The sequence below is a fragment of the Gordonia sp. (in: high G+C Gram-positive bacteria) genome (assembly GCF_047602025.1).
Lineage (GTDB): Bacteria > Actinomycetota > Actinomycetes > Mycobacteriales > Mycobacteriaceae > Gordonia.
Genome location: NZ_JASGII010000001.1, coordinates 2567407 through 2585975, shown reverse-complemented (window position 1 = coordinate 2585975; position 18569 = coordinate 2567407). Strand labels below are relative to the sequence as shown.

General features: G+C 69.3%; 20 protein-coding genes and 1 pseudogene. 13 read left to right on the top strand and 8 right to left on the bottom strand.

Translation table 11 applies throughout. The annotated features are described in order from the left end of the window. Positions 1–8: 8 nt before the first annotated feature. Both QM728_RS13020 and QM728_RS13015 read left to right on the top strand, forming a co-directional pair. Positions 9–797 (top strand): SDR family oxidoreductase, encoded by a 789-nt coding sequence (locus tag QM728_RS13020; RefSeq protein ID WP_415032430.1) that lies wholly within the window; start codon positions 9–11, stop codon positions 795–797. Positions 798–825: 28 nt separating this feature from the next. Then, positions 826–1722, top strand: a complete 897-nt coding sequence (locus QM728_RS13015; protein ID WP_415032429.1) for an SDR family oxidoreductase — start codon at positions 826–828, stop codon at positions 1720–1722. A 196-nt stretch (positions 1723–1918) separates the two neighbouring features. On the opposite strand, the gene QM728_RS13010 is transcribed toward QM728_RS13015, so the two are convergent. Then, complete coding sequence (locus QM728_RS13010) at positions 1919–2575, bottom strand: GNAT family N-acetyltransferase (RefSeq protein ID WP_415032428.1); 657 nt, start codon at positions 2573–2575, stop codon at positions 1919–1921. A 174-nt stretch (positions 2576–2749) separates the two neighbouring features. Here QM728_RS13010 and fadD8 point away from each other — a divergent pair, with 174 nt between their 5' ends. Next, on the top strand, positions 2750–4357 hold the full coding sequence (fadD8, locus tag QM728_RS13005; protein WP_415032427.1) for a fatty-acid--CoA ligase FadD8: 1608 nt from the start codon (positions 2750–2752) through the stop codon (positions 4355–4357). Positions 4358–4361: 4 nt separating this feature from the next. On the opposite strand, the gene QM728_RS13000 is transcribed toward fadD8, so the two are convergent. Both QM728_RS13000 and QM728_RS12995 read right to left on the bottom strand, forming a co-directional pair. Next, a complete protein-coding gene (locus QM728_RS13000; RefSeq protein WP_415032426.1) occupies positions 4362–4805 on the bottom strand; it encodes a group III truncated hemoglobin in 444 nt (147 codons plus the stop codon). A gap of 10 nt (positions 4806–4815) precedes the next feature. After that, positions 4816–6073: pseudogene (locus tag QM728_RS12995) on the bottom strand (cytochrome P450). Between the two features lie 109 nt (positions 6074–6182). Between QM728_RS12995 and QM728_RS12990 the strand changes: the two are divergent. Together QM728_RS12990 and QM728_RS12985 are read left to right on the top strand one after the other, a co-directional pair. Next, positions 6183–6797, top strand: a complete 615-nt coding sequence (locus QM728_RS12990) for a TetR/AcrR family transcriptional regulator (protein WP_415032425.1) — start codon at positions 6183–6185, stop codon at positions 6795–6797. A gap of 4 nt (positions 6798–6801) precedes the next feature. Continuing rightward, entirely contained in the window at positions 6802–7014 is a 213-nt protein-coding gene (locus QM728_RS12985) for a hypothetical protein (RefSeq protein WP_415032424.1), read from the top strand. Positions 7015–7033: 19 nt separating this feature from the next. Here the strand turns inward: QM728_RS12985 and QM728_RS12980 are convergent, their stop codons facing one another. Together QM728_RS12980 and QM728_RS12975 are read right to left on the bottom strand one after the other, a co-directional pair. Beyond that, a complete protein-coding gene (locus QM728_RS12980) occupies positions 7034–7516 on the bottom strand; it encodes a nitroreductase family deazaflavin-dependent oxidoreductase (RefSeq protein ID WP_415032423.1) in 483 nt (160 codons plus the stop codon). A gap of 8 nt (positions 7517–7524) precedes the next feature. Beyond that, the gene (locus QM728_RS12975; RefSeq protein WP_415032422.1) at positions 7525–8688 is read right to left on the bottom strand and encodes a steroid 3-ketoacyl-CoA thiolase; all 1164 of its coding nucleotides are present in this window, start codon (positions 8686–8688) and stop codon (positions 7525–7527) included. Between the two features lie 217 nt (positions 8689–8905). Between QM728_RS12975 and QM728_RS12970 the strand changes: the two genes are divergently transcribed. The 8 genes from QM728_RS12970 (at position 8906) to QM728_RS12935 (ending at position 15215) form a co-directional block, all read left to right on the top strand. Continuing rightward, complete coding sequence (locus tag QM728_RS12970; RefSeq protein ID WP_415032895.1) at positions 8906–10129, top strand: cytochrome P450; 1224 nt, start codon at positions 8906–8908, stop codon at positions 10127–10129. Then, positions 10116–10583 carry a nuclear transport factor 2 family protein gene (locus QM728_RS12965; RefSeq protein ID WP_415032421.1) on the top strand — a complete coding sequence of 156 codons (468 nt, stop codon included), beginning with the start codon at positions 10116–10118 and terminating at the stop codon, positions 10581–10583. Before QM728_RS12970 ends, QM728_RS12965 begins: the two co-directional genes overlap by 14 nt. Before the next feature lie 125 nt (positions 10584–10708). Then, entirely contained in the window at positions 10709–11158 is a 450-nt protein-coding gene (locus QM728_RS12960) for a flavodoxin domain-containing protein (RefSeq protein WP_415032420.1), read from the top strand. Between the two features lie 40 nt (positions 11159–11198). Then, the gene (locus QM728_RS12955) at positions 11199–11690 is read left to right on the top strand and encodes an RNA polymerase sigma factor (protein ID WP_415032419.1); all 492 of its coding nucleotides are present in this window, start codon (positions 11199–11201) and stop codon (positions 11688–11690) included. Further along, positions 11687–12271 carry a hypothetical protein gene (locus QM728_RS12950; RefSeq protein WP_415032418.1) on the top strand — a complete coding sequence of 195 codons (585 nt, stop codon included), beginning with the start codon at positions 11687–11689 and terminating at the stop codon, positions 12269–12271. The genes QM728_RS12955 and QM728_RS12950 overlap by 4 nt, the downstream gene beginning before the upstream one ends. Before the next feature lie 3 nt (positions 12272–12274). After that, the gene (locus QM728_RS12945) at positions 12275–13183 is read left to right on the top strand and encodes an NAD-dependent epimerase/dehydratase family protein (protein WP_415032417.1); all 909 of its coding nucleotides are present in this window, start codon (positions 12275–12277) and stop codon (positions 13181–13183) included. Between the two features lie 71 nt (positions 13184–13254). After that, complete coding sequence (locus tag QM728_RS12940; protein WP_415032416.1) at positions 13255–13806, top strand: carboxymuconolactone decarboxylase family protein; 552 nt, start codon at positions 13255–13257, stop codon at positions 13804–13806. A gap of 149 nt (positions 13807–13955) precedes the next feature. Continuing rightward, the gene (locus QM728_RS12935; protein ID WP_415032415.1) at positions 13956–15215 is read left to right on the top strand and encodes a S1 family peptidase; all 1260 of its coding nucleotides are present in this window, start codon (positions 13956–13958) and stop codon (positions 15213–15215) included. 61 nt (positions 15216–15276) lie between these two features. On the opposite strand, the gene QM728_RS12930 is transcribed toward QM728_RS12935, so the two are convergent. From QM728_RS12930 to QM728_RS12920, 3 genes are read right to left on the bottom strand one after another with little or no spacing between them, the layout of a single operon-like run. Beyond that, positions 15277–16452, bottom strand: a complete 1176-nt coding sequence (locus tag QM728_RS12930) for a thiolase domain-containing protein (protein ID WP_415032414.1) — start codon at positions 16450–16452, stop codon at positions 15277–15279. After that, on the bottom strand, positions 16452–17492 hold the full coding sequence (locus tag QM728_RS12925; RefSeq protein WP_415032413.1) for a thiolase domain-containing protein: 1041 nt from the start codon (positions 17490–17492) through the stop codon (positions 16452–16454). The genes QM728_RS12930 and QM728_RS12925 overlap by 1 nt, the downstream gene beginning before the upstream one ends. Positions 17493–17510: 18 nt before the next feature. Beyond that, entirely contained in the window at positions 17511–18524 is a 1014-nt protein-coding gene (locus QM728_RS12920) for a Zn-ribbon domain-containing OB-fold protein (RefSeq protein WP_415032412.1), read from the bottom strand. Positions 18525–18569 lie beyond the last annotated feature (45 nt).

Genomic DNA, 18569 nt, shown 5'->3' with positions numbered 1-18569 from the left:
TAGCAGCCATGACACCAACGCGTCCCGCGACGTCGAGCACCGCTGATCTCGGTCTGAAGGGCCGGGTGGTTCTGGTAACCGGCGGTGCACGAGGGGTCGGCGCGGGAATCGCGACGGTGTTGGACGGGCTGGGTGCGATTCCGATCGTGTGTGCCCGCAACAAGGGCGAGGATTCCTTCGAGTTCCACTCCTGCGACGTGCGCGATTCCGAAGCCGTCGCCGCGATGATCAAGGCCATCGTCGACAAGCACGGTCGACTCGACGGCGTCGTCAACAACGCCGGCGGCTCGCCGTTCGCGCTCGCCGCCGACGCGTCGGACAACTTCGCCCGCAAGATCGTCGAGCTCAACCTCGTCGCCCCGCTCGTCGTCGCCCGTGCCGCGCACGCGGTGATGGCCGAGCAGGACGGCGGGGGAGCGATCGTCAACGTCTCCAGCGTCAGCGGCCACCGCCCGTCGCCGGGCACCTCAGCCTACGGGGCGGCCAAGGCGGGCCTGGACAACCTGACCGAGAGCCTCGCCGTCGAGTGGGCGCCGGCTGTGCGCCTCAACTCCGTCGTCTGCGGCCCGGTCGAGACCGAGCTCTCGCACCTGCACTACGGCGATGCCGACGGCGTGGCCGCCGTCGGTGCGACCATCCCGATGGGTCGCCTGGCCGCGCCCGCCGACATCGGCAACGCCGTGGCCTTCCTGCTGTCCCCGCTCGCCGCGTACATCACCGGCTCGACCCTCACCGTCCACGGGGGCGGCGAGAAGCCGGCCTTCCTCGACGCCGGCAACTCCGACAACCGCGTCTAACCACCAACCGCTTCCCGAAGGAGCACCCATGTCCGATCAGATCAGCACCGGCCGCGTCGTCATCGTCACCGGCGCCGGGCAGGGCATCGGCCGCGCCCACGCGCTCGCCTTCGCCGCCGACGGCGCCAGCGTCGTCGTCAACGACTACGCCAAGGATGCCGCCCAGGCGGTCGCCGACGAGATCGTCGCCGCGGGCGGCAAGGCCGTCGCGAACGGCGCCGACGTCGCGGACTGGGCGGCCGGCGCCGAGCTGGTGCAGACCGCCATCGACGAGTTCGGCGGCCTCGACACCGTCGTGAACAACGCCGGCTTCGTCCGCGACCGCATGCTGGTCTCGCTGTCCGAAGACGAGTGGGACTCGGTCGTGCGCGTGCACCTCAAGGGCCACTTCGTGATCCTGCGCCACGCCGCCGAGTACTGGCGCGCGCAGTCGAAGGCGGGCGCGCAGCGCGAGGCGCGCGTGGTGAACACGTCGTCGGGCGCGGGCCTGTTCGGCTCGGTCGGCCAGGGCAACTACGCCGCGGCCAAGGCCGGCATCGCCGAGCTGACCATCCAGGCCGCCGCCGAACTGGGCGGCTACGGCATCACCGTCAACGCAATCGCCCCGGCGGCCCGCACCGCCATGACGATGGGCGCCGGCGAGGCGATGGCCGCGCAGATGGCCGCCCCCGAGGACGGCTCCTTCGACGCCATGGACCCGGCGAACATCTCGCCGCTGGTCGTCTGGCTCGGCTCGGCGCAGGCGGGCGACGTGTCCGGCCGCGTCTTCGAGGTCGAGGGCGGCGTGATCACCGCGCTCGACGGCTGGCAGCGCGCCGCCACCGTCGACAAGGGTGCGCGCTGGGAGCCCGCCGAGGTCGGTTCGGCCGTCGCGAAGCTCATCGCCGATTCGCCCAAGCCGGTCCCGGTCTACGGCGCTCGCTGAGAAAGGGTCTCGATACAACCGCTCGCGTCTCGATAAGCCGGCTCCTGCGTCGCTGGCACTCGACGTGCCTCCGGCATCGCGGCCACTCGACCAGCGGTGGTGGTCGAGTGCCCGAGGAGCGACTTGGGTCGAGTGTCGGTGAGCGAAGCGAGCCGACGTATCGAGACCAAGACTCGGGTGTATCGAGACCCGGGCGTCAGGCGCCGGGGGCGCGCACGACCATCGGCACGCCCGGGAAGAGCGCGGCCATCTCCGAGCGCGACTTGCGCAGCGCGGCCATGCCGAAGCCCTGCTTGCGGCGCTCGGGGCGGATCCAGATCCGCACGTCGACCTCGCCGTCGGCGAGTTCGCCCATGACCAGGCCGATCTTGGCGTCGCCCTCGACAGCGGTCAGCCACACGGCCTCCTCGTCGTCGACGCGGCCCGACGCGGCGGCCATCTCGTCGTCGATGGCGCCGGCGGGCTTGCCCGAACCGTCACCGGCCGAGCCCTGCTCCGCGGTGCGCTCGGCGAACAGGTCCGCGTCGGCGTCGGGGGAGAAGGGGCGCAGGTCGAGGGTGTCGCCGCTGGCGGCGGGGCGCTCGGCGAGGGTGAAGGTCAGCGTCGAGTTGAGGTCGTCGAGCTCGGCCTGATTGCGCCGGCGCTGATCCTTGGTGAGCTGGTAGAAGGACATCCCGAGAACAGCCTCGGCGCCGAGCTTGGACTTGTCGAGCAGGTCGGCGACGGCGTCGACGGCGTCGGCGCGGGTGTCCGCGGCGACGATCGCGTCGAGGACCTCATGGCGGCGCTCCAGTGCGGTGAGCAGGGCGTCGGTGATGTCGCGGCGGGCGGTGGTCTTGTCCAGATCAGTCATGTGGCCGATCGTAACGCCGTATTCTTGCTACTGGTGAGTCTACTGAGGAGTAGTTTTCTCGGCGGAAAAATGTAACACGTTCTTGATCTAGGTGTTGCGTACGAAACCATCTGTGAACTGTGTGTTTCGGGGTACCGCTTCCCTCAAACTAGAACACGTCCTAATCTGGACGTCATGACGGAAATCGACCTCCTGCGCGGCGACACCCACCTTGGCGACTACCTCGTCGCCGCTCTCCATCGACACCGGAGCCGCCCGGTCCTGCAACTCGGCGACGTCGAGCTCACCGGCGCACAGATGGCCGACGCCATCAGCACCTATGTCCAGGCCTTCGAATCGCTCGGCGCCGGGACCGGCACCGCGGTCGGCCTGCTGGCCCTCAACCGGCCGGAGGTCCTCCTGGTCATCGGCGCCGGCCAGACGCAGGGCTACCGGCGTACCGCGCTGCACCCGCTCGGCTCGGCCGACGACCACGCGTACGTCCTGAACGACGCCGGCGTCTCGACGATCATCATCGATCCGAACCCCAAGTTCGTCGAGCGCACCCTCGAGCTGCTGCAGAAGGTGCCGGGCTTGAAGAAGGTCCTCACCCTCGGCCCGGTCCCGCCGGAACTCGCCGACGTCGGCACCGACCTGATCGCCACCGCCGCGGGCTTCGCGCCCAAGCCGCTCGAGGCGGCGCGTCTCGCACCCGACCACGTCGTCTCGATCACCTACACCGGTGGCACGACCGGCAAGCCCAAGGGCGTCGTCGGCACGGCCCGGGCGATGTCGACGATGACCCAGATCCAGCTCGCCGAGTGGGAGTGGCCCGATCGCCCGCGCTTCTTGATGTGCACCCCGCTCTCGCACGCGGGTGCGGCCTTCTTCACGCCGACACTGATGAAGGGCGGCACGATGATCGTGCTCCCGACCTTCGATCCGGCCCTGGTCCTCAAGACCATCGAGGAGCAGAAGATCAGCGCCACGATGCTCGTGCCGTCCATGCTCTACGCATTGATGGACCACCCCGACTCGAAGACGCGCGATCTGTCGTCGCTGGAGACGGTCTACTACGGCGCCTCGCCGATCAACCCGGTGCGCCTGGCCGAGGCGATCGACCGCTTCGGCCCGATCTTCGCGCAGTACTACGGCCAGTCCGAGGCGCCGATGGTGATCACCTACCTGCGTCGCGACGAGCACGACCCGGCCCGCCTCGGCAGCTGTGGCCGCCCGTCGGCGTTCCTGCGCACGGCGCTGCTCGACGGCGACGGGAACAAGGTGCCCGCGGGCGAGCCCGGCGAGATCTGCGTGTCCGGCCCGTTGCTGTCCGGGGGCTACCTGGACCTGCCGGAACAGACCGCGGAGACGTTCACCGCCGAGGGCTGGATGCGCACCGGCGACGTCGCCCGCGAGGACGAGGACGGCTTCTGGTTCATCGTCGACCGCACCAAGGACATGATCGTCTCCGGCGGCTTCAACGTGTTCCCACGCGAGGTCGAGGACGTCATCGCCGAGAACCCGGCCGTCGCGCAGGTCGGCGTCGTGGGCGCGCCCGACGAGAAGTGGGGCGAGGCCGTGACGGCCGTCGTCGTGCTGCGCCCGGGGGCCGCTGACACCGACGACGCCAAGAACGTGATCGCCGACGAGATCAAGGCCGCGGTCAAGGACCGCAAGGGTGCGGTGCAGTCGCCGAAGGAAGTGCTCTTCGTCGACGCCCTGCCGCTCACCGCGCTGGGCAAGCCGGACAAGAAGGCGCTGCGCGCCCAGTTCTGGAAAGGCAGCGACCGCAGCGTCGGATAGCCCGCTAACCGCTCGCCGGGTGGTGCGCGCCCAGTGGGTGCCCGCCGTCCGCCAGCTGCTGCCCGATCGCTGTCGGGATTTCACCGGTCACCGTCCGGCACATCGAGAACGCGATGCGGGCCGCCTGCAGCTTGGCCAGGTCGGCGTTGGGGCCGCTGTGCCGGTCGTCGACGGTCCGCTGCCAGATCTGCAACCAGCGCTCGAAGTGCGCGGCGCCCATCTGCGCCTTCTCCTGCAGCTCCTTGTGCGGGATCAGCACGTTCCGCTTGTAGACACCCTCGTGCAGCACCGTCTTGCACCAGAAATCGGTGATCGCCGGGATGTGCTTCGCCAGGTCCATCTGCGCGATGTCGACGAATACCGGGCGCAGCAGCTCGTCGGCGAACGCACGGGTGTAGAAGTCGTCGAGGAGCTCCGCGACGTCGCCGCGGTCGACCAGGTCGGGCATACGGCCCAGGCTAGGCCTTGGCCATCGGGCAGCCGTAGTCGACGCCCAGGCCCTTCACCCCGTTGAGCCAGCCCGAGCGCACGCGCCGGATCTCGCTGACCCGGCTGATGTCGGGCATGACGTCGGCGATGGCGTTGAAGATCAGGCCCAACTCCATGCGGGCGAGGTTCGCGCCGATGCAGAAGTGGGCGCCGTTGCCGCCGAACGCCAGGTGCGGGTTCGGGTCGCGCAGGATGTTGAACGTGAACGGGTCGTCGAACACGTCCTCGTCGTAGTTGGCCGAGCTGTAGAACAGGCCGACGCGCTGTCCCTGCGCGATGTCGACGCCGCCGATCTGGGTGTCGGCAGTGGCGGTGCGCTGGAAGGCGTGCACCGGCGTCGACCAGCGCAGCACCTCGTCGACCATGCTGCCCGGGCGGTCGGACTTGTAGAGCTCCCACTGGTCGGGGTGGTCGAAGAAGGCGTTCATGCCGTGGCTGGTCGCGTTGCGGGTCGTCTCGTTGCCGGCCGTGATCAGCAGGATGACGAAGAAGCCGAACTCCAGCTCGGTCATCGCCTCGCCGTCCTCGCCCGCCTGGACCAGGGCGGTGACGATGTCGTCGGTCGGGTTCTTCCGGCGCTCCTCGGCCATCTGGTACGCGTAGGCCATCAGCTCGGCGTTGGCGGTGACCGGGTCGAAGGGCTGGTCGGGGTCGTTGTAGTTGATGATCGAGTCGACCAACTGGTGGATCCGGTGCTGATCCTCCTCGGGGATGCCGAGCAGGCCCATGATCGCCTTGAGTGGCAGGTGGATGGCGACGTCGTCGACGAAGTCGCCGCTGCCCTTGGCCGCCGCGTCCTCGACCACCTGGCGGGCGGTCTCGGTGAGCTGCTCCTTCGAGCGAGTGGACCGCGCGCGGGGTGAACATCCGCGAGACGATCTTGCGCAGGCGGGTGTGCTCGGGCGGGTCGTGGTTGATCAGCAGCGCCTTGGTGAACTCGAGCTGGTCGGGCTCCATGTATTCGGGCAGGCGGATGATCGCGCCCTTCTCGTTCGTCGACCACAGGCCGCTGTCCTTGGAGATGTCGCGGACGTGTTGGTGTTTGGACACCACCCAGAAGCCCTCGTCGCCGAAGATCTCGCCCATGACCGGCTGTTCGTTCCACCAGACCGGCGCGGTCTTGCGCAGTTGGGCGAACTCGGCGACGGGCATGCCGCGCTCGAGGACGTCGGGATCGGCGAAGTCGAAGCCCTTGCTGATCGGACAGGCGTCGGGGACTGCGGTCATCGGTGTACCTCGCATTGGTCGGCTGTGGCGGCGATCACTACACCATACATGAATCAAGAATGTGTATGGTCGACGATCGCCGACATCCACCTGGGTAGGGTGGGCAGCCATGCGCACCCACGGCTGGGGCGGCAACCCGCCCGTCGACGACGAGGAGGCGATCGCCCGCATCCTCGCCGGCACCCGCGAGTGCATCGACGAATCCGGCGCGGCCACCAGCCTCGCCGACGTCGCCCGCCACCTCGGCGTCACCCGGCAGACGGTCTACCGGTACTTCCCCAGCACCGGCGACCTGCTCGCCGCGACGGCGATGGGCGCGGTCGGCGGCATGCTCGACCGGCTGACCGTCGAGCTGGCCGGATACACTCGCCCCGACGAAGCTGTCGTGCAGGGGCTCGTGGCGGTCATGTCCGCCCTCGCCGACGATGCCTACATCGGCCTGGTGCTGCGCGGCGACCAGCTGAGCCTGCCCGTCGTCGGCGACTTCACGTCGGAGGTCGGCCAGGGGTTCGCCCGCGAGATGATGGGCCGCATGGCCGTCGACTGGGCGTCGTGGGGGCTGGGCGAGGCGCAGGTCGCCGACATCTCCGAGATCATCCTGCGCACCCTGCAGTCCCTGGTCCTCGACGACGAGCGGCGCGACCGCGGCGAGCTGGCCGGGTTCCTCGATCGGTGGACGGGTGCGGCGATCCGGGAGATGTGCGCGCCGCGTGACGTAACTTGAAGTCATGGTCGAAGACTTCGAAGCCGTCCGGCGGCGGCGTCAGAAAATCGCCGGGACCGTGTTGCTGGTCGTGTTCCCGATCGTGCTCTTCCTGGTCCTGCTGTCGTTCGGGATGCAGTGGGTGACCGCTCTCGGGATCACACTGCTGGCCCTCGTCGTGGCGTTCGGCCGCTGGCGCCTCAAGTACGGCGTCTGGCCGTGGCAGGCGCCCGGCTGACGACGCGTGATCGGCGTGGCTAGCCCCGCGGCTCGCAGATGACGACGGGGATCTCCCGGTCGGTCCAGGCGTCGTAGGTCTCGAAGTCGGCGTAGAGGTCGACCAGGCGCGGCCACAGCTGCGCCTTCTCCTCGGCCGAGGCGGTACGGGCGGTCAGCTCGTGGCGGGTGCCCTTCACCTCGACGACGACGTCCGGGTTGGCCTGCAGGTTCAGGTACCAGGCCGGATGCTTGGGCAGTCCGCCCTGGGAGGCCACGACGACGAAGCGGTCCCCGTCGGCCAGGTAGATCAGCGGCGCCGTGCGCGGCTCGCCGGACTTGCGCCCGATGGTCGTGAGCAGGCAGACCGGCGCGGGCTTGCGCAGTCCGGCGCCGACCCGCCACGTGCCGCCCAGTCGGCCCCCGGTGGCGCGGTAGAGCCGCGTGTTCAGCCGCGAGCCGACCTTGATCAGTTTCGCGACGACCGGGGAGTCCAGCTGGTCGGGCCGCTTGTCGCCGTCCATGGCCGCGACTAGATCCGCTCGATGATCGTGCCGGTGGACAGCGCGCCGCCGGCGCACATGGTGATCAGCGCCGTCTCGCCGTCGCGGCGCTCCAGCTCGTGCAGCGCGGTGGTGATCAGGCGCGAACCGGTCGAGCCGACCGGGTGGCCGAGCGCGATCGCTCCGCCGTTGACGTTGACCTTGTCCATGTCGGCGTTGTGGACCTGCGCCCAGCTCAGCACGACCGAGGCGAAGGCCTCGTTGATCTCCACCAGGTCGATGTCGGACAGCTTCATACCGGACTTGGCCAGCACGCGCTCGGTCGACTGCACCGGACCGTCGAGGTGGTAGTACGGCTCAGCGCCGACGAGGGCCTGCGCCTTGATGCGGGCGCGCGGTTTGAGGCCCAGGGCCTTGGCCTTGTCCTCGTCCATCAGCAGGACCGCGGCCGCGCCGTCGGAGATCTGCGACGAGGTGCCCGCGGTGTGGCGGCCGCCCTCGATGACCGGCTTGAGCGCGGCCAGCGACTCCAGGGTCGTGTCGCGCAGGCCCTGGTCCTTGTTCACGGTGAGCTTGTTGCCGGTCAGCTCGCCCTCTTTGGTGCGCTCGGGGGCGATGACCTCGAGGACCTCGCGGTCGAAGCGGCCCTCGTCCCACGCCTGCTTGGCCAGCTGCTGGCTGCGCAGGCCGAAGGCGTCGAGGTCCTCGCGGGTGATGCCGCGCAGGTCGGCGATCCGCTCGGCGGCGTCGAACTGGTTGGGCATGTCGATGTCCCACGACTCCGGCCGGCGCGGGCCGGCACTCTCGACGACGTTGGCGCCGAGCGGCACGTGGCTCATCGCCTCGATGCCGCAGGCGACGCCGACGTCGATGGCGCCCGCGGCGATCAGGCCCGCGATGAGGTGGTTGGCCTGCTGGGCCGAGCCGCACTGGCAGTCGACGGTGGTCGCGCCGGTCTGCCACGGCAGTCCGGCGTGCAGCCACGCGGTGCGCGTGACGTTGTTGCCCTGCTCGCCGACCTGCATGACGCAGCCGCCGATGACCTGCTCGACCAGAGCGGGGTCCAGGCCGGCCCGTTCGATGACGCCTTTCTGGGCGGCGCCGAGGATTTCCGCAGCGTGCAGACCCGAGAGCCAGCCGTTGCGCTTGCCGATCGGCGTGCGCGCCGCTTCCACGATTACCGGGACACCCATGTCCGTCTCACTTCCAGTTGAGGACTTTCGCCTTCAAAACTAGAACAAGTTCTTGTTCCATGTCTATGCAGTGTGGCAGAGTGATCACTGTCATAAATTGAAACACGTTCTTGTTTGGTCGCAGCCCGACAGGGAACAGGTTGGAAGAGGTACAGACGTGACCCAGGCGAACGACATCGCGGTCTCGCAGGGCGACGCCGCAGGGCAGTGCCCGTTCATGAAAGACAAGAGCTGGGACTTCACCAGCCCCGACCTGCTGGAGCAGGGCGTTCCGATGGAGGAATTCGCCTGCCTGCGCAAGACCGCCCCGGTGTGGTTCAACGCGCAGCAGCCCGGCAAGGGCGGTGGTTTCCACGACGCGGGGTACTGGGTCGTGTCGAAGCACGCCGACATCCGCGACATCTCGAAGAACTCCGAGGACTGGTCGACCAACGAAAACGGCGTCATCATGCGCTTCGAGGACGACATGCCGCCTGAGGCGATGGAAGTCACCAAGGCGCTGCTGATCAACAAGGACGCCCCCGAGCACACCCGACTTCGCAAGGTCGTCGCGAAGGCCTTCACCCCGCGCGCCGTGCAGGCGCTCGAGGAGAAGCTCGACGACGCGGCACGCAAGATCGTCCAGGAGGCGGCGGAGAAGGGTCAGGGCGACTTCGTCCACGACGTCGCCGTCGGCCTGCCCCTGATGGCCATCGCCGACCTGCTCGGCGTGCCGCAGGAAGACCGCATGAAGCTGTTCGACTGGTCGAACTCGATGATGAACGCCGACGACCCGGAGTTCACCACCCCGCCGGACCAGGCCTCCGCCGAGATCCTCGGCTACGGCTACAACATGGCCGACGAGCGTCGCAAGTGCCCGGCTGACGACATCGTCACCACGCTGATCACCGCCGACATCGACGGCCACTCGCTCGACGAGACCGAGTTCGGCTTCTTCTTCATCCTGCTGACCGTCGCCGGCAACGAGACCACGCGCAACGCGATCAGCCACGGGATGAACGCCTTCATGGACAACCCCGACCAGTGGGAGCTGTTCAAGAAGGAGCGCCCGGCGACCACCGTCGACGAGATCGTCCGCTGGGCGACCCCGGTGAACTGCTTCCAGCGCACCGCGCTGCGCGACACCGAGATCCGCGGCGTGCCGATCAAGAAGGGCGACCGTGTCGGCATGTTCTACGGGTCGGCCAACTACGACGAAGAGGTCTTCGACGATCCCTTCAGCTTCAACATCCTGCGCGACCCGAACCCGCACGTCGGCTTCGGCGGCAACGGTGCCCACTTCTGCGTCGGCGCGAACCTCGCCCGCATGGAGATCGGCCTGATGTTCAACGCGCTGGCCGACCTGGTGCCCGACATCACCAAGCTCGAGCAGCCGCGCCGCCTGCGCCACGGTTGGATCAACGCGATCAAGGAGATGCAGGTCGACTATGGCACCAAGTGAAGCCGCCGCCGGCGAGCAGCAACTGCCGTCGTACCTGAACATCGACCGGGAGAACGCGCCCGGCGTCGTCGTGGGGCGCAAGTCCCGTGCCGCCGTCGAGGCGCGCGACAAGGAGGCCTGGCTGGCCAACTTCGCCGAGGACGGCATGGTCGAAGACCCGGTCGGCCCGTCGATGTTCGACGAGCAGGGCGTCGGCCACCGCGGTCGCGATGCGCTGTCCAACTTCTGGGACATGACCATCGCGACCACCGAGAAGATCGAGTTCGTCTTCGACGAGGGCACGATCTGCGGCAACGAGGTGGCCTACGTCGGCAAGATCGTCACCCACATCGGCGGCCACATCTCCGAGGCGAAGGGCGTCTTCACCTACGCCGCCGACGAGAACGGCAAGCTGAAGTCGCTGCGCGCCTTCTGGGAGGTCGCGAAGACGATGGAGTCCTTGCGCCCGGCCTAAACCCGACTCTGCCTGACAAGACCCGACACCCTGCGGTGTCGGGTCTTGTCACGTAGTGCGGGGTTTGCACGCATTGGTCCGCCCGATCGGCGTTACATTTACGCGGCGGCGCGCGAAGGAGGGGTATGTCGAAGGCACTGTTGATCTGCGTTTCGGTTTCCCAGGGCAATACTCGACGCGTCGCCGACGCGATGGCGCCGGTGCTCGGCGCCGCCGTCGTCGCGCCGGAGGACGTGTCCGTCGCGGAGCTGGCCGACTACGACCTGGTCGGCTTCGGTTCCGGCATCTACAACCAACGACTGCACGCCCGGCTCCGCGACTTCGTGGCAGCGATTCCCGACGGCGCCGCCTCCGGTCGTGCATTCGTATTCGGCAGCAGTGGGTTTCCGCCGCTGCTGCCCAAGCAACTGCAGCGACACTTGGTGCGGGCCGGGTTCACCGTGGCCGGGGAGTTCTTCTGCCGCGGCTACGACACCTCGCCGCCGTTCGGCTGGTTCGGCGGCGCCAAGCGCAACCGCCCCGACGATGCCGATCTGGCGGCGGCTCGCGCATTTGCCCAACGCCTCGTCGACTAGCGGCGTTACAGTTTCGCCGTCCGGCGCGAAGAGGTGATGGATGGACGGTGGATTCGAGGGCATATACCGCGAACACGTGACGCCGCTGTGGCGCTACGTGCGGGTGCGCGTGCCCTCGGACGCCGATGCCGAGGACGTCATCAGCGAGGTGTTCGTGGCCGCAATGCGATCGTGGGACCGCTACGACCCTGCCGCGGGCAGCGTCGGCGCCTGGCTCACCGGCATCGCCCGGCACACCGTCGCCGGGTGGTGGCGCAAGAGCGGTCGGGAGATCCCGTCGGAATCGGTCGCTGAGGACCGGGTGGCGCCGGGCGACGATCCGGAGACTGCCGCGCTGCGCCGCCTGGCCGACGACGAGGTGCGCGCCCATCTGTCGGTGCTGACCGACCGGGAGCGCGACGCCGTCGCACTTCGCTTTGGCGCCCGGCTGTCGTCGCCGGAGATCGGCGAAGCCCTCGGCATCTCGGCGCCGGCCGCGCGGATGCTCGTCTACCGCGCCGTGGGCAAGCTGCGAAAGGAGGTGGTGGCATGAACGCCGACCAGCGGGCCGCCGACGCCCTCGACGTCGCCATCGACGACGCACTCGCCGGTGACCGCGCCGACCCCGCGCTGACCTGGCTCGCCGACGCCTTCGCCGTCGTGCCGCCGCCGGCCACGACCGAGCGCGTCGCCCGGCGCATGGCCTCCGCCCAAGCTTCCGGGCGGCGGCGACGGCCGACGCGTGCGCGCCCCGATCTGTGGCGCTGGCCCCGGATCGCCGCGGCGGTTCTCGGTGCGCTGCTGGTCTTCCAGGGTGTCTCCAACCTGACGTCGGGGCGGTGGATCGCGGCCAACCTGGGCGAGGCCTTCGCGCCACACGTCTCGACGGAGGCGGGGTTCGCGCTGATCGCCGCCGGATTGGTCGCCCTGGTCGCCTCGCTCGACCGCCAGTGGCTGGTGCTCGCGCTCGTGGGCGGAGTCCCGCTGGGTGCCGCGCTCGGCGTGCACGGGATCCGCGAGCTCAACGTCTGGTCGATGGGGGCGGCCCTGCATCTCGCCGAGGGGGCGTTCGCCCTCGTACTGCTCGTCACGTTCGTGGTCGCCTGGCGTGCGCGACGGCGGGCGGGAGGCTAGGAGATGCACGTCTTCGTCACCGGAGGGACCGGCGCGATCGGCCGCTACGCGGTCCCGGCCCTGATCGCCGCCGGACACCGGGTGAGCGGGCTGGCGCGCAGCGATGCCGCGGCCGCGTCGCTGACCCTGGCGGGCGCGACCCCGGTGCACGTCTCCCTCTTCGACGTCCCGGCGCTCACCGACGCCTTCGCCGGGTGCGACGCCGTCGTCAACTTGGCCTCCGCGCTCCCGTCGACGGCGACGTTTCCCTTCTACTCCGCGTGGCGCGAGTGTTTGAAGATCCGGTCGGCGGGCTCGGCCGCTGTGGTCGACGCCGCGCTCGCCGCCGGCGTCCCACGAGTCGTCCAGGAGTCAGTGGTGATGGTGTACGACGACGGCGGTAGCGCCTGGCTCGACGAGTCGTCGCCCGCCGATCCGTATCCGATTTCGCGGGGCAACCACGCCGCCGAGGCCAGCGCACTCCGATTCACCGAGGCGGGTGGCAGTGGCACCGTCCTGCGGTTCGGCCTGTTCTATGGCGTCGGCGCGGCGCACAGTGAGGAAATCATGGCGATGGCCCGACGACATGTCGGGCTCGTCGCCGGCCGACCGGGTTCCTACCAGTCGTCGATCCACCTTGCCGATGCAGCCTCCGCGGTGGCCGCTGCCCTCGAAGCTGCGGCGGGAACCTACAACGTCGTCGACGACGAGCCACTCACCAAGCTGGCCAACGCCGAGGCGCTTGCCGACGCGGTGGACCGACGTCGATGGGTCACGGGCCCGGGTCGCGCTCCCTACGCGCTCGGTGATCGGACGACCTCCCTGACCCGTTCGCTGCGGGTCAGCAACGCGAAGTTCAGGTCGGGAGTCGGCTGGTCACCGCGGTACCCGAGTGTCCGCGAAGGGTATGTGCAGATGGCGGCCCAATTGTGAGGGCGGGCCGTTACGGATCGGCACGCCACCGCCAAGTACGGGAGTAACCCGCCGGGCAACAGGAGGAAACCATGCGCGCGATGCGTCGAATGTGGAGCTACACCAAGGCCTTTTCGCAGACCAAGCGGAACCGGACCGACTTCTTCGGTTGGATGATCCGCCGCCCGCTGCTGTTGATCGCCAACATCTGGTACGAGACGGCCGCGCTGTTCTCCAACCGCGTCGACCCGCACTACAAGGAGTTGGCGCTGCTCAAGGCCGCCGGCATGGTCAGCTGCGAGTTTTGCCTCGACATCGGTTCGACCCTGGCGCGCACCTCCGGCATCACCGAGGCGCAGATGCGCGACCTTCCCCGCTACGCCGACAGCGACGCCTACACCGACGACGAGAAGCTGGTGATCGCCTTCGCCGAGGCGGTGACCGCGACCCCCGCCGTCGAGGAGCGCCTGACGTCGCTGCGCACCGAATTGCTGGAGCACTTCACCAAGGGGCAGATCGCCGAGCTCGCGGCCGAGATCGCGTGGGAGAACCACCGCGCCCGGCTCAACCAGGCCCTCGGCGTGCGGCCCACCGGCATGTCCGACGGTGCCGTTTGTGCGATGCCGGAGATCCCGGCCGCCTAGCCGAGCCGCGGCCCGTGCCGCGATCGGTCCGCGGCGCGTACGTCGAGCGACTGATGCTTCCGCGTGCATGGACCCGGTGCTTGATATCGTCCATAGGCCGGTATTCGCACGCATGACCTGCGGATTCGACGGCTACGAGGAGGATTGACATGGCATCTCGGCTGACACGACTCGCGGGCATCGCCGCGGCGGTTGGCGCACTGGTGACGGCGACCGCGCCCATGGCGGCGGCGGAACCCCACCTGGTCGACCAGGACGTCGTGAACGCGACGGTCGCGATCAAGACGGTCCTGACCGCGCAGATGCTGATCCCGGACCCCGACGGCGGCAAGGCGGCGTGGACCAGCCCGGTCGACATCCCGATGCTGTGCCAGGGTTTCTTCGTCGACGACAAGTCGTCGATCGCCACCACGACCGGTTGCATGAGCCGCAGCACCAAGACGCTGCGCCGGCAGATCATCCGCGCCACCGCCAAGGGCACCTTCTCCGACGCCGACGTCGACCGCACCACCGACATTGCAAACGATGCCGGTTGGACGGTCCGAGCGAACGAGGCGAACCCCGACTCGCTCTACGAGCGCAAGGTCTGGGTCAAGCAGGTCTCGCAGTCGGCCACGATCACCGATTGGGCGCCGGCGCTCGTGGTGAAGGTCGAGGACTGGGTGCTCGGCGCCAGCTCCAACGCGCTGATCCGGCTGTCCGAGCCGAAGACCGGCCTGCCCTTCCTGCGCCTGGCGCCGACGCCGCCGGAGATCGGCCAGAAGATCACCGTGTTCGGCCTGCCCGACGAAACCATCACGACCACCAACCCGATGCCCGAGCCGAGCGGCAAGGCCGGCACCGTGGTCGCCCGTCCGGTATCCGACAAGGGCGTCACCCAGACGCAGTTCTCCCCGCAGCTGTCCAGCGGCGATCTCGGCGGACCGGCGCTGAACGAGCGCGGCGAGGTCGTCGGCATCGTGAACAACTTCCAGCCGGCGAGCAGCTCGGACGCCAGCGCCAACACGGTCAGCGACATCCCCGGACTGCGCGCCTTCCTGACGCAGAACGGGGTGAACCTGGCCGACCCGACGAAGGGCTCCGGTTCCCCGTTCGGCTTGATCGCCGCCGTCGTCGGCGGACTGGTCGGCCTGCTGCTCCTCGGACTGATCGTCATGATGGTGCTGCGCTCCAAGCGCAAGCCCGCCATGGCCGGTCCGCAGTTCGGCGCCCCGCCCTTCGGCAACGCCCCGGGCGGCCCGCAGCCGTTCGGCCCCCAGCCGCAGTTCCCGCAGCAGCCGCCGGCGCCGCAGGGCCCGCCCCCGCAGGCGTACCCGCAGCAGGGCGCCCCGCACCCCCAGCAGCAGCCGTTCCCGCCGCCGCAGGGTCCGCAGGGCGGTGTGAACCCGAACAGGCCGCCGGGCCAGTAGGACGGCACGCAACGACGAAGCCCTCCCGGGTGATCCCGGGAGGGCTTCGTCGTGAGTGGTGCTAGTTCTCCGGCTTGTCCTTGCCGAGCAGCCACATGGAGAAGTACTGCGAACCGCCGCCGTAGGCGTGGCCGAAGGCCTTGCGGACGCCGTCGACCTGGTGGTCGCCGCCCTTGCCCATGACCTGGATGGCGGCCTCGGCGCAGCGGATCATGCCCGACGCCCCGATCGGGTTCGACGACAGCACACCGCCGGAGGCGTTGACCGGCAGCTTGCCGCCGATCTCGGTCTCGCCGGCCTCGGTGAGCTTCCAGCCCTCGTTCTCCGGCATGAAGCCCAGGTTCTCCAGCCACATCGGCTCGAACCACGAGAAGGGAACGTAGATCTCCGCGGCGTCGACCTCCTCGAGCGGGTTGGTGATGCCGGCGTCGCGCCACAGTGCTGCCGACGCGTCGCGGCCAGCCTGCGGACTGACCACGTTGCGGTGCGCGTAGGCCAGCGGCTCGGTGCGCATCGCCGTCGCGTGGATCCAGGCGACGGGACGGCCCGCGGCGACGTTGTCGTCTGCCGCGGCCTCGTCGCCGATCACGACGGCACACGCGCCGTCCGACGACGGACAGGTCTCGTCGAACCGGATCGGGTCCCACAGCATTTGTGAGGCCATGACCTTCTCGACGGTGATGTCCGGCTGGTGCAGGTGGGCGAGGGGGTTCTTCGCGCCGTTGCGCCGGTCCTTCGCCGCGACCATCGCACCGATGTGCTCGGGCGCCTTCGAGTTGTGGATGTAGGCGCGCACGTGCGGGGCGAAGAAGCCGCCGGCACCCGCGCCGACCGGCATGGTGAACGGCACCGGGATCGACAGCGCCCACATGGCGTTCGACTCCGACTGCTTCTCCCACGAGACGGCCAGCACGCGTCGGTGCACGCCCGCTTTCACCAGCGACGAGGCGACGACGGCCGTCGACGCGCCCACCGAACCGGCGGTGTGCACGCGGATCAGCCGCTTGCCGACGGCGCCGAGCGCCTCGGCCATCGCCAGTTCCGGCATCATCGAGCCCTCGAAGAAGTCGGGGGCCTTGCCGATGACGATCGCGTCGATGTCGTCGATGCTGACGCCCGAGTCCGTCAGCGCCCGGTCGATGGCCTCGCGGACCATGCCCGACATCGTGACGTCGGTGCGCTTTGCCACGTACTTCGTCTGCCCGGTGCCCAGCACCGCGGCCCTGTTGCGTGCCATCACTTGTCTCCCTTGAGGGTCACGACCATGTTCTGCTGCAGCATCGGACCGCTCGTCGCATGCGCGACGGCGCTGCCGGCCTCGCCGCTCAGGATCGCGGTGGCGGCGTAGCCGATCCGCTGCAGGCCCGCCGAGAAGAGGGCGTTGCCGCCCTGCACCCCGCCGGACGGGTTGATCTTCGTCTTCTCGCCGATGCCCAGGGCGTCGCGGACGATCAACTCCTGGTGCGTGTACGGCGCGTGGATCTCGGCGACGTCGACGTCGCGCGACTGATCGCCGAACGCGGTGTCGGCGGCGAGCTTCGTCGACGGGGAGACCGTGAGGTCCCGCGCGCCGAAGTTGGGGGAGTCGATGCGGTGGTCCCAGCCGGTGATGAAGGCCGGGTTGTCCACCAGCTCGCGGGCCTTCTCCTCGGTGGCGAGGATGACCGCGGCCGCCGCGTCGGCGTACGGCGCGATGTCATGCGGGCGCAGCGGGTCGGCGACGTAGTCGGCCTTGAGCAGCTTGTCGACGGAGTCGCCGGTGAAGCGCGAAGCGACGGCCGCCATGTCGGCCTCGGTCCACTTGCCGGCGTCGATGCCGGCGCGCGCCTGCAGGCCGGCCAGGCCGTACGCGGTCGGCCACAGCGGTGCGACGGTGTACGGGTCGGTCTGCAGCGCCAGGGTCAGATCGCTATCGCCGGCGGAGGCCTTGCCGAAGCCGTAGGCCAGGGCGGTGTCGACCTCGCCGGAGGCGATCTTCACCCAGGCCTCGTACAGCGCCCAGGCGCCGTCCATCTCGACGTGCGACTCGTTGATGGGCGGCACGGCGCCGATCGAGTCGATGGCCGAGATGAACGAGAACGCGCGGCCGGCCAGGTAGTCGGACGATCCGCTGCACCAGAAGCCGATGTCGGAGCGGGTGATGCCGAGCTGGCCGTAGAGCTTGTCGAAACACGGGATCAGCATCTCGACGCCGTTGGTGGTGCCGGTGGTCTCGGCGACGTTGGGGCTGTGCGCGAAACCGATGACGGCGATGCGGGGCAGGGTTGAACTGCTCATGGTGGGTATCTCCTTCGCCTACAGGTGGTCTCGGTACGACTCGAAGTCGGCGTCCGGCTCACCGCTCGGCGCGAAGTGGCTGATGTTGCGCAACGTGTAGTCCCACTCCTCCTCGGGCCGCCAGACGGCCTTGACCCGCATGCCCATGCGGACGTCCTCGGCGGGGCAGTCGAGGATCAGGTGCAGGAACGGGATGTCCGCGCCGTCGAGCAGGACGTAGGCCGCGACGTAGGGCGGCTTGATCTGCTGGCCCATGAAGGGCACGTTGACAATGCAGAAGGTGGTGACGGTGCCGTGGTCGGAGACCTCGACGCGGTCGGTGGTGCGCGACCCGTCGGCGGGGCTGACCTGGCGCGGCGGGAAGTAGACCTCGCCGGTGGTGACGCGGCCGCCGAGCAGCTTGCCGGCCTTGAGGCCCTCGAGGTACCAGGACTCTTCCTCGGTGGCGGTGTGCTCGATGGTCATCGAGATCGGCGTCGTGATGACGACGTTGCCGTCCTTGCCGGTGATCTCGGTGTCGTCGGTGTTCGCCGGGGCCGGTTGGGCGGCATCGGCGAGCGTGAAGTGTGCGATGTCCTTGATCCAGCCCCGACGGTCCGGGCGCCACACGGCGGCGACGCGGGCGCCGGTCTTCAGCTGCGACGCGTCCTCGGCGTCGACGGCGTGCAGCAGCGCGGTGTCGGCGCCGTCGAGCTTGATCAGCGCCCACGCGAAGGGCTTGTCGAGGGGGTGGCCGGGCTCGGGCTTGGGCTCCCACGACCACGACGTGACCGTGCCGACGGGCTGGACCTCGACGAGGTCGGTGGTCGGGGCGCCGGTGCCGGCGTCGAACTCGACGGGCGGGACGCTGACGCGGCCGTCGCTGCCCTTGGACCCGAGGATCTTGCCGTCGCGCAGGGCGAGGGCGAAGGGGGACAGCACCGGGCCCAGCGACCGGGTGTAGTCGAAGGAGTTCGTCAGCGGTGCGGACAGGATCTTGGTGGCGGGCGCGGGCACCTCCGCGACCGGATCGGCGATCGGGCTTTTACTCACACCTCTACTAGAACACGTTCTAATATTGGCGCGCAAGGACGAGCG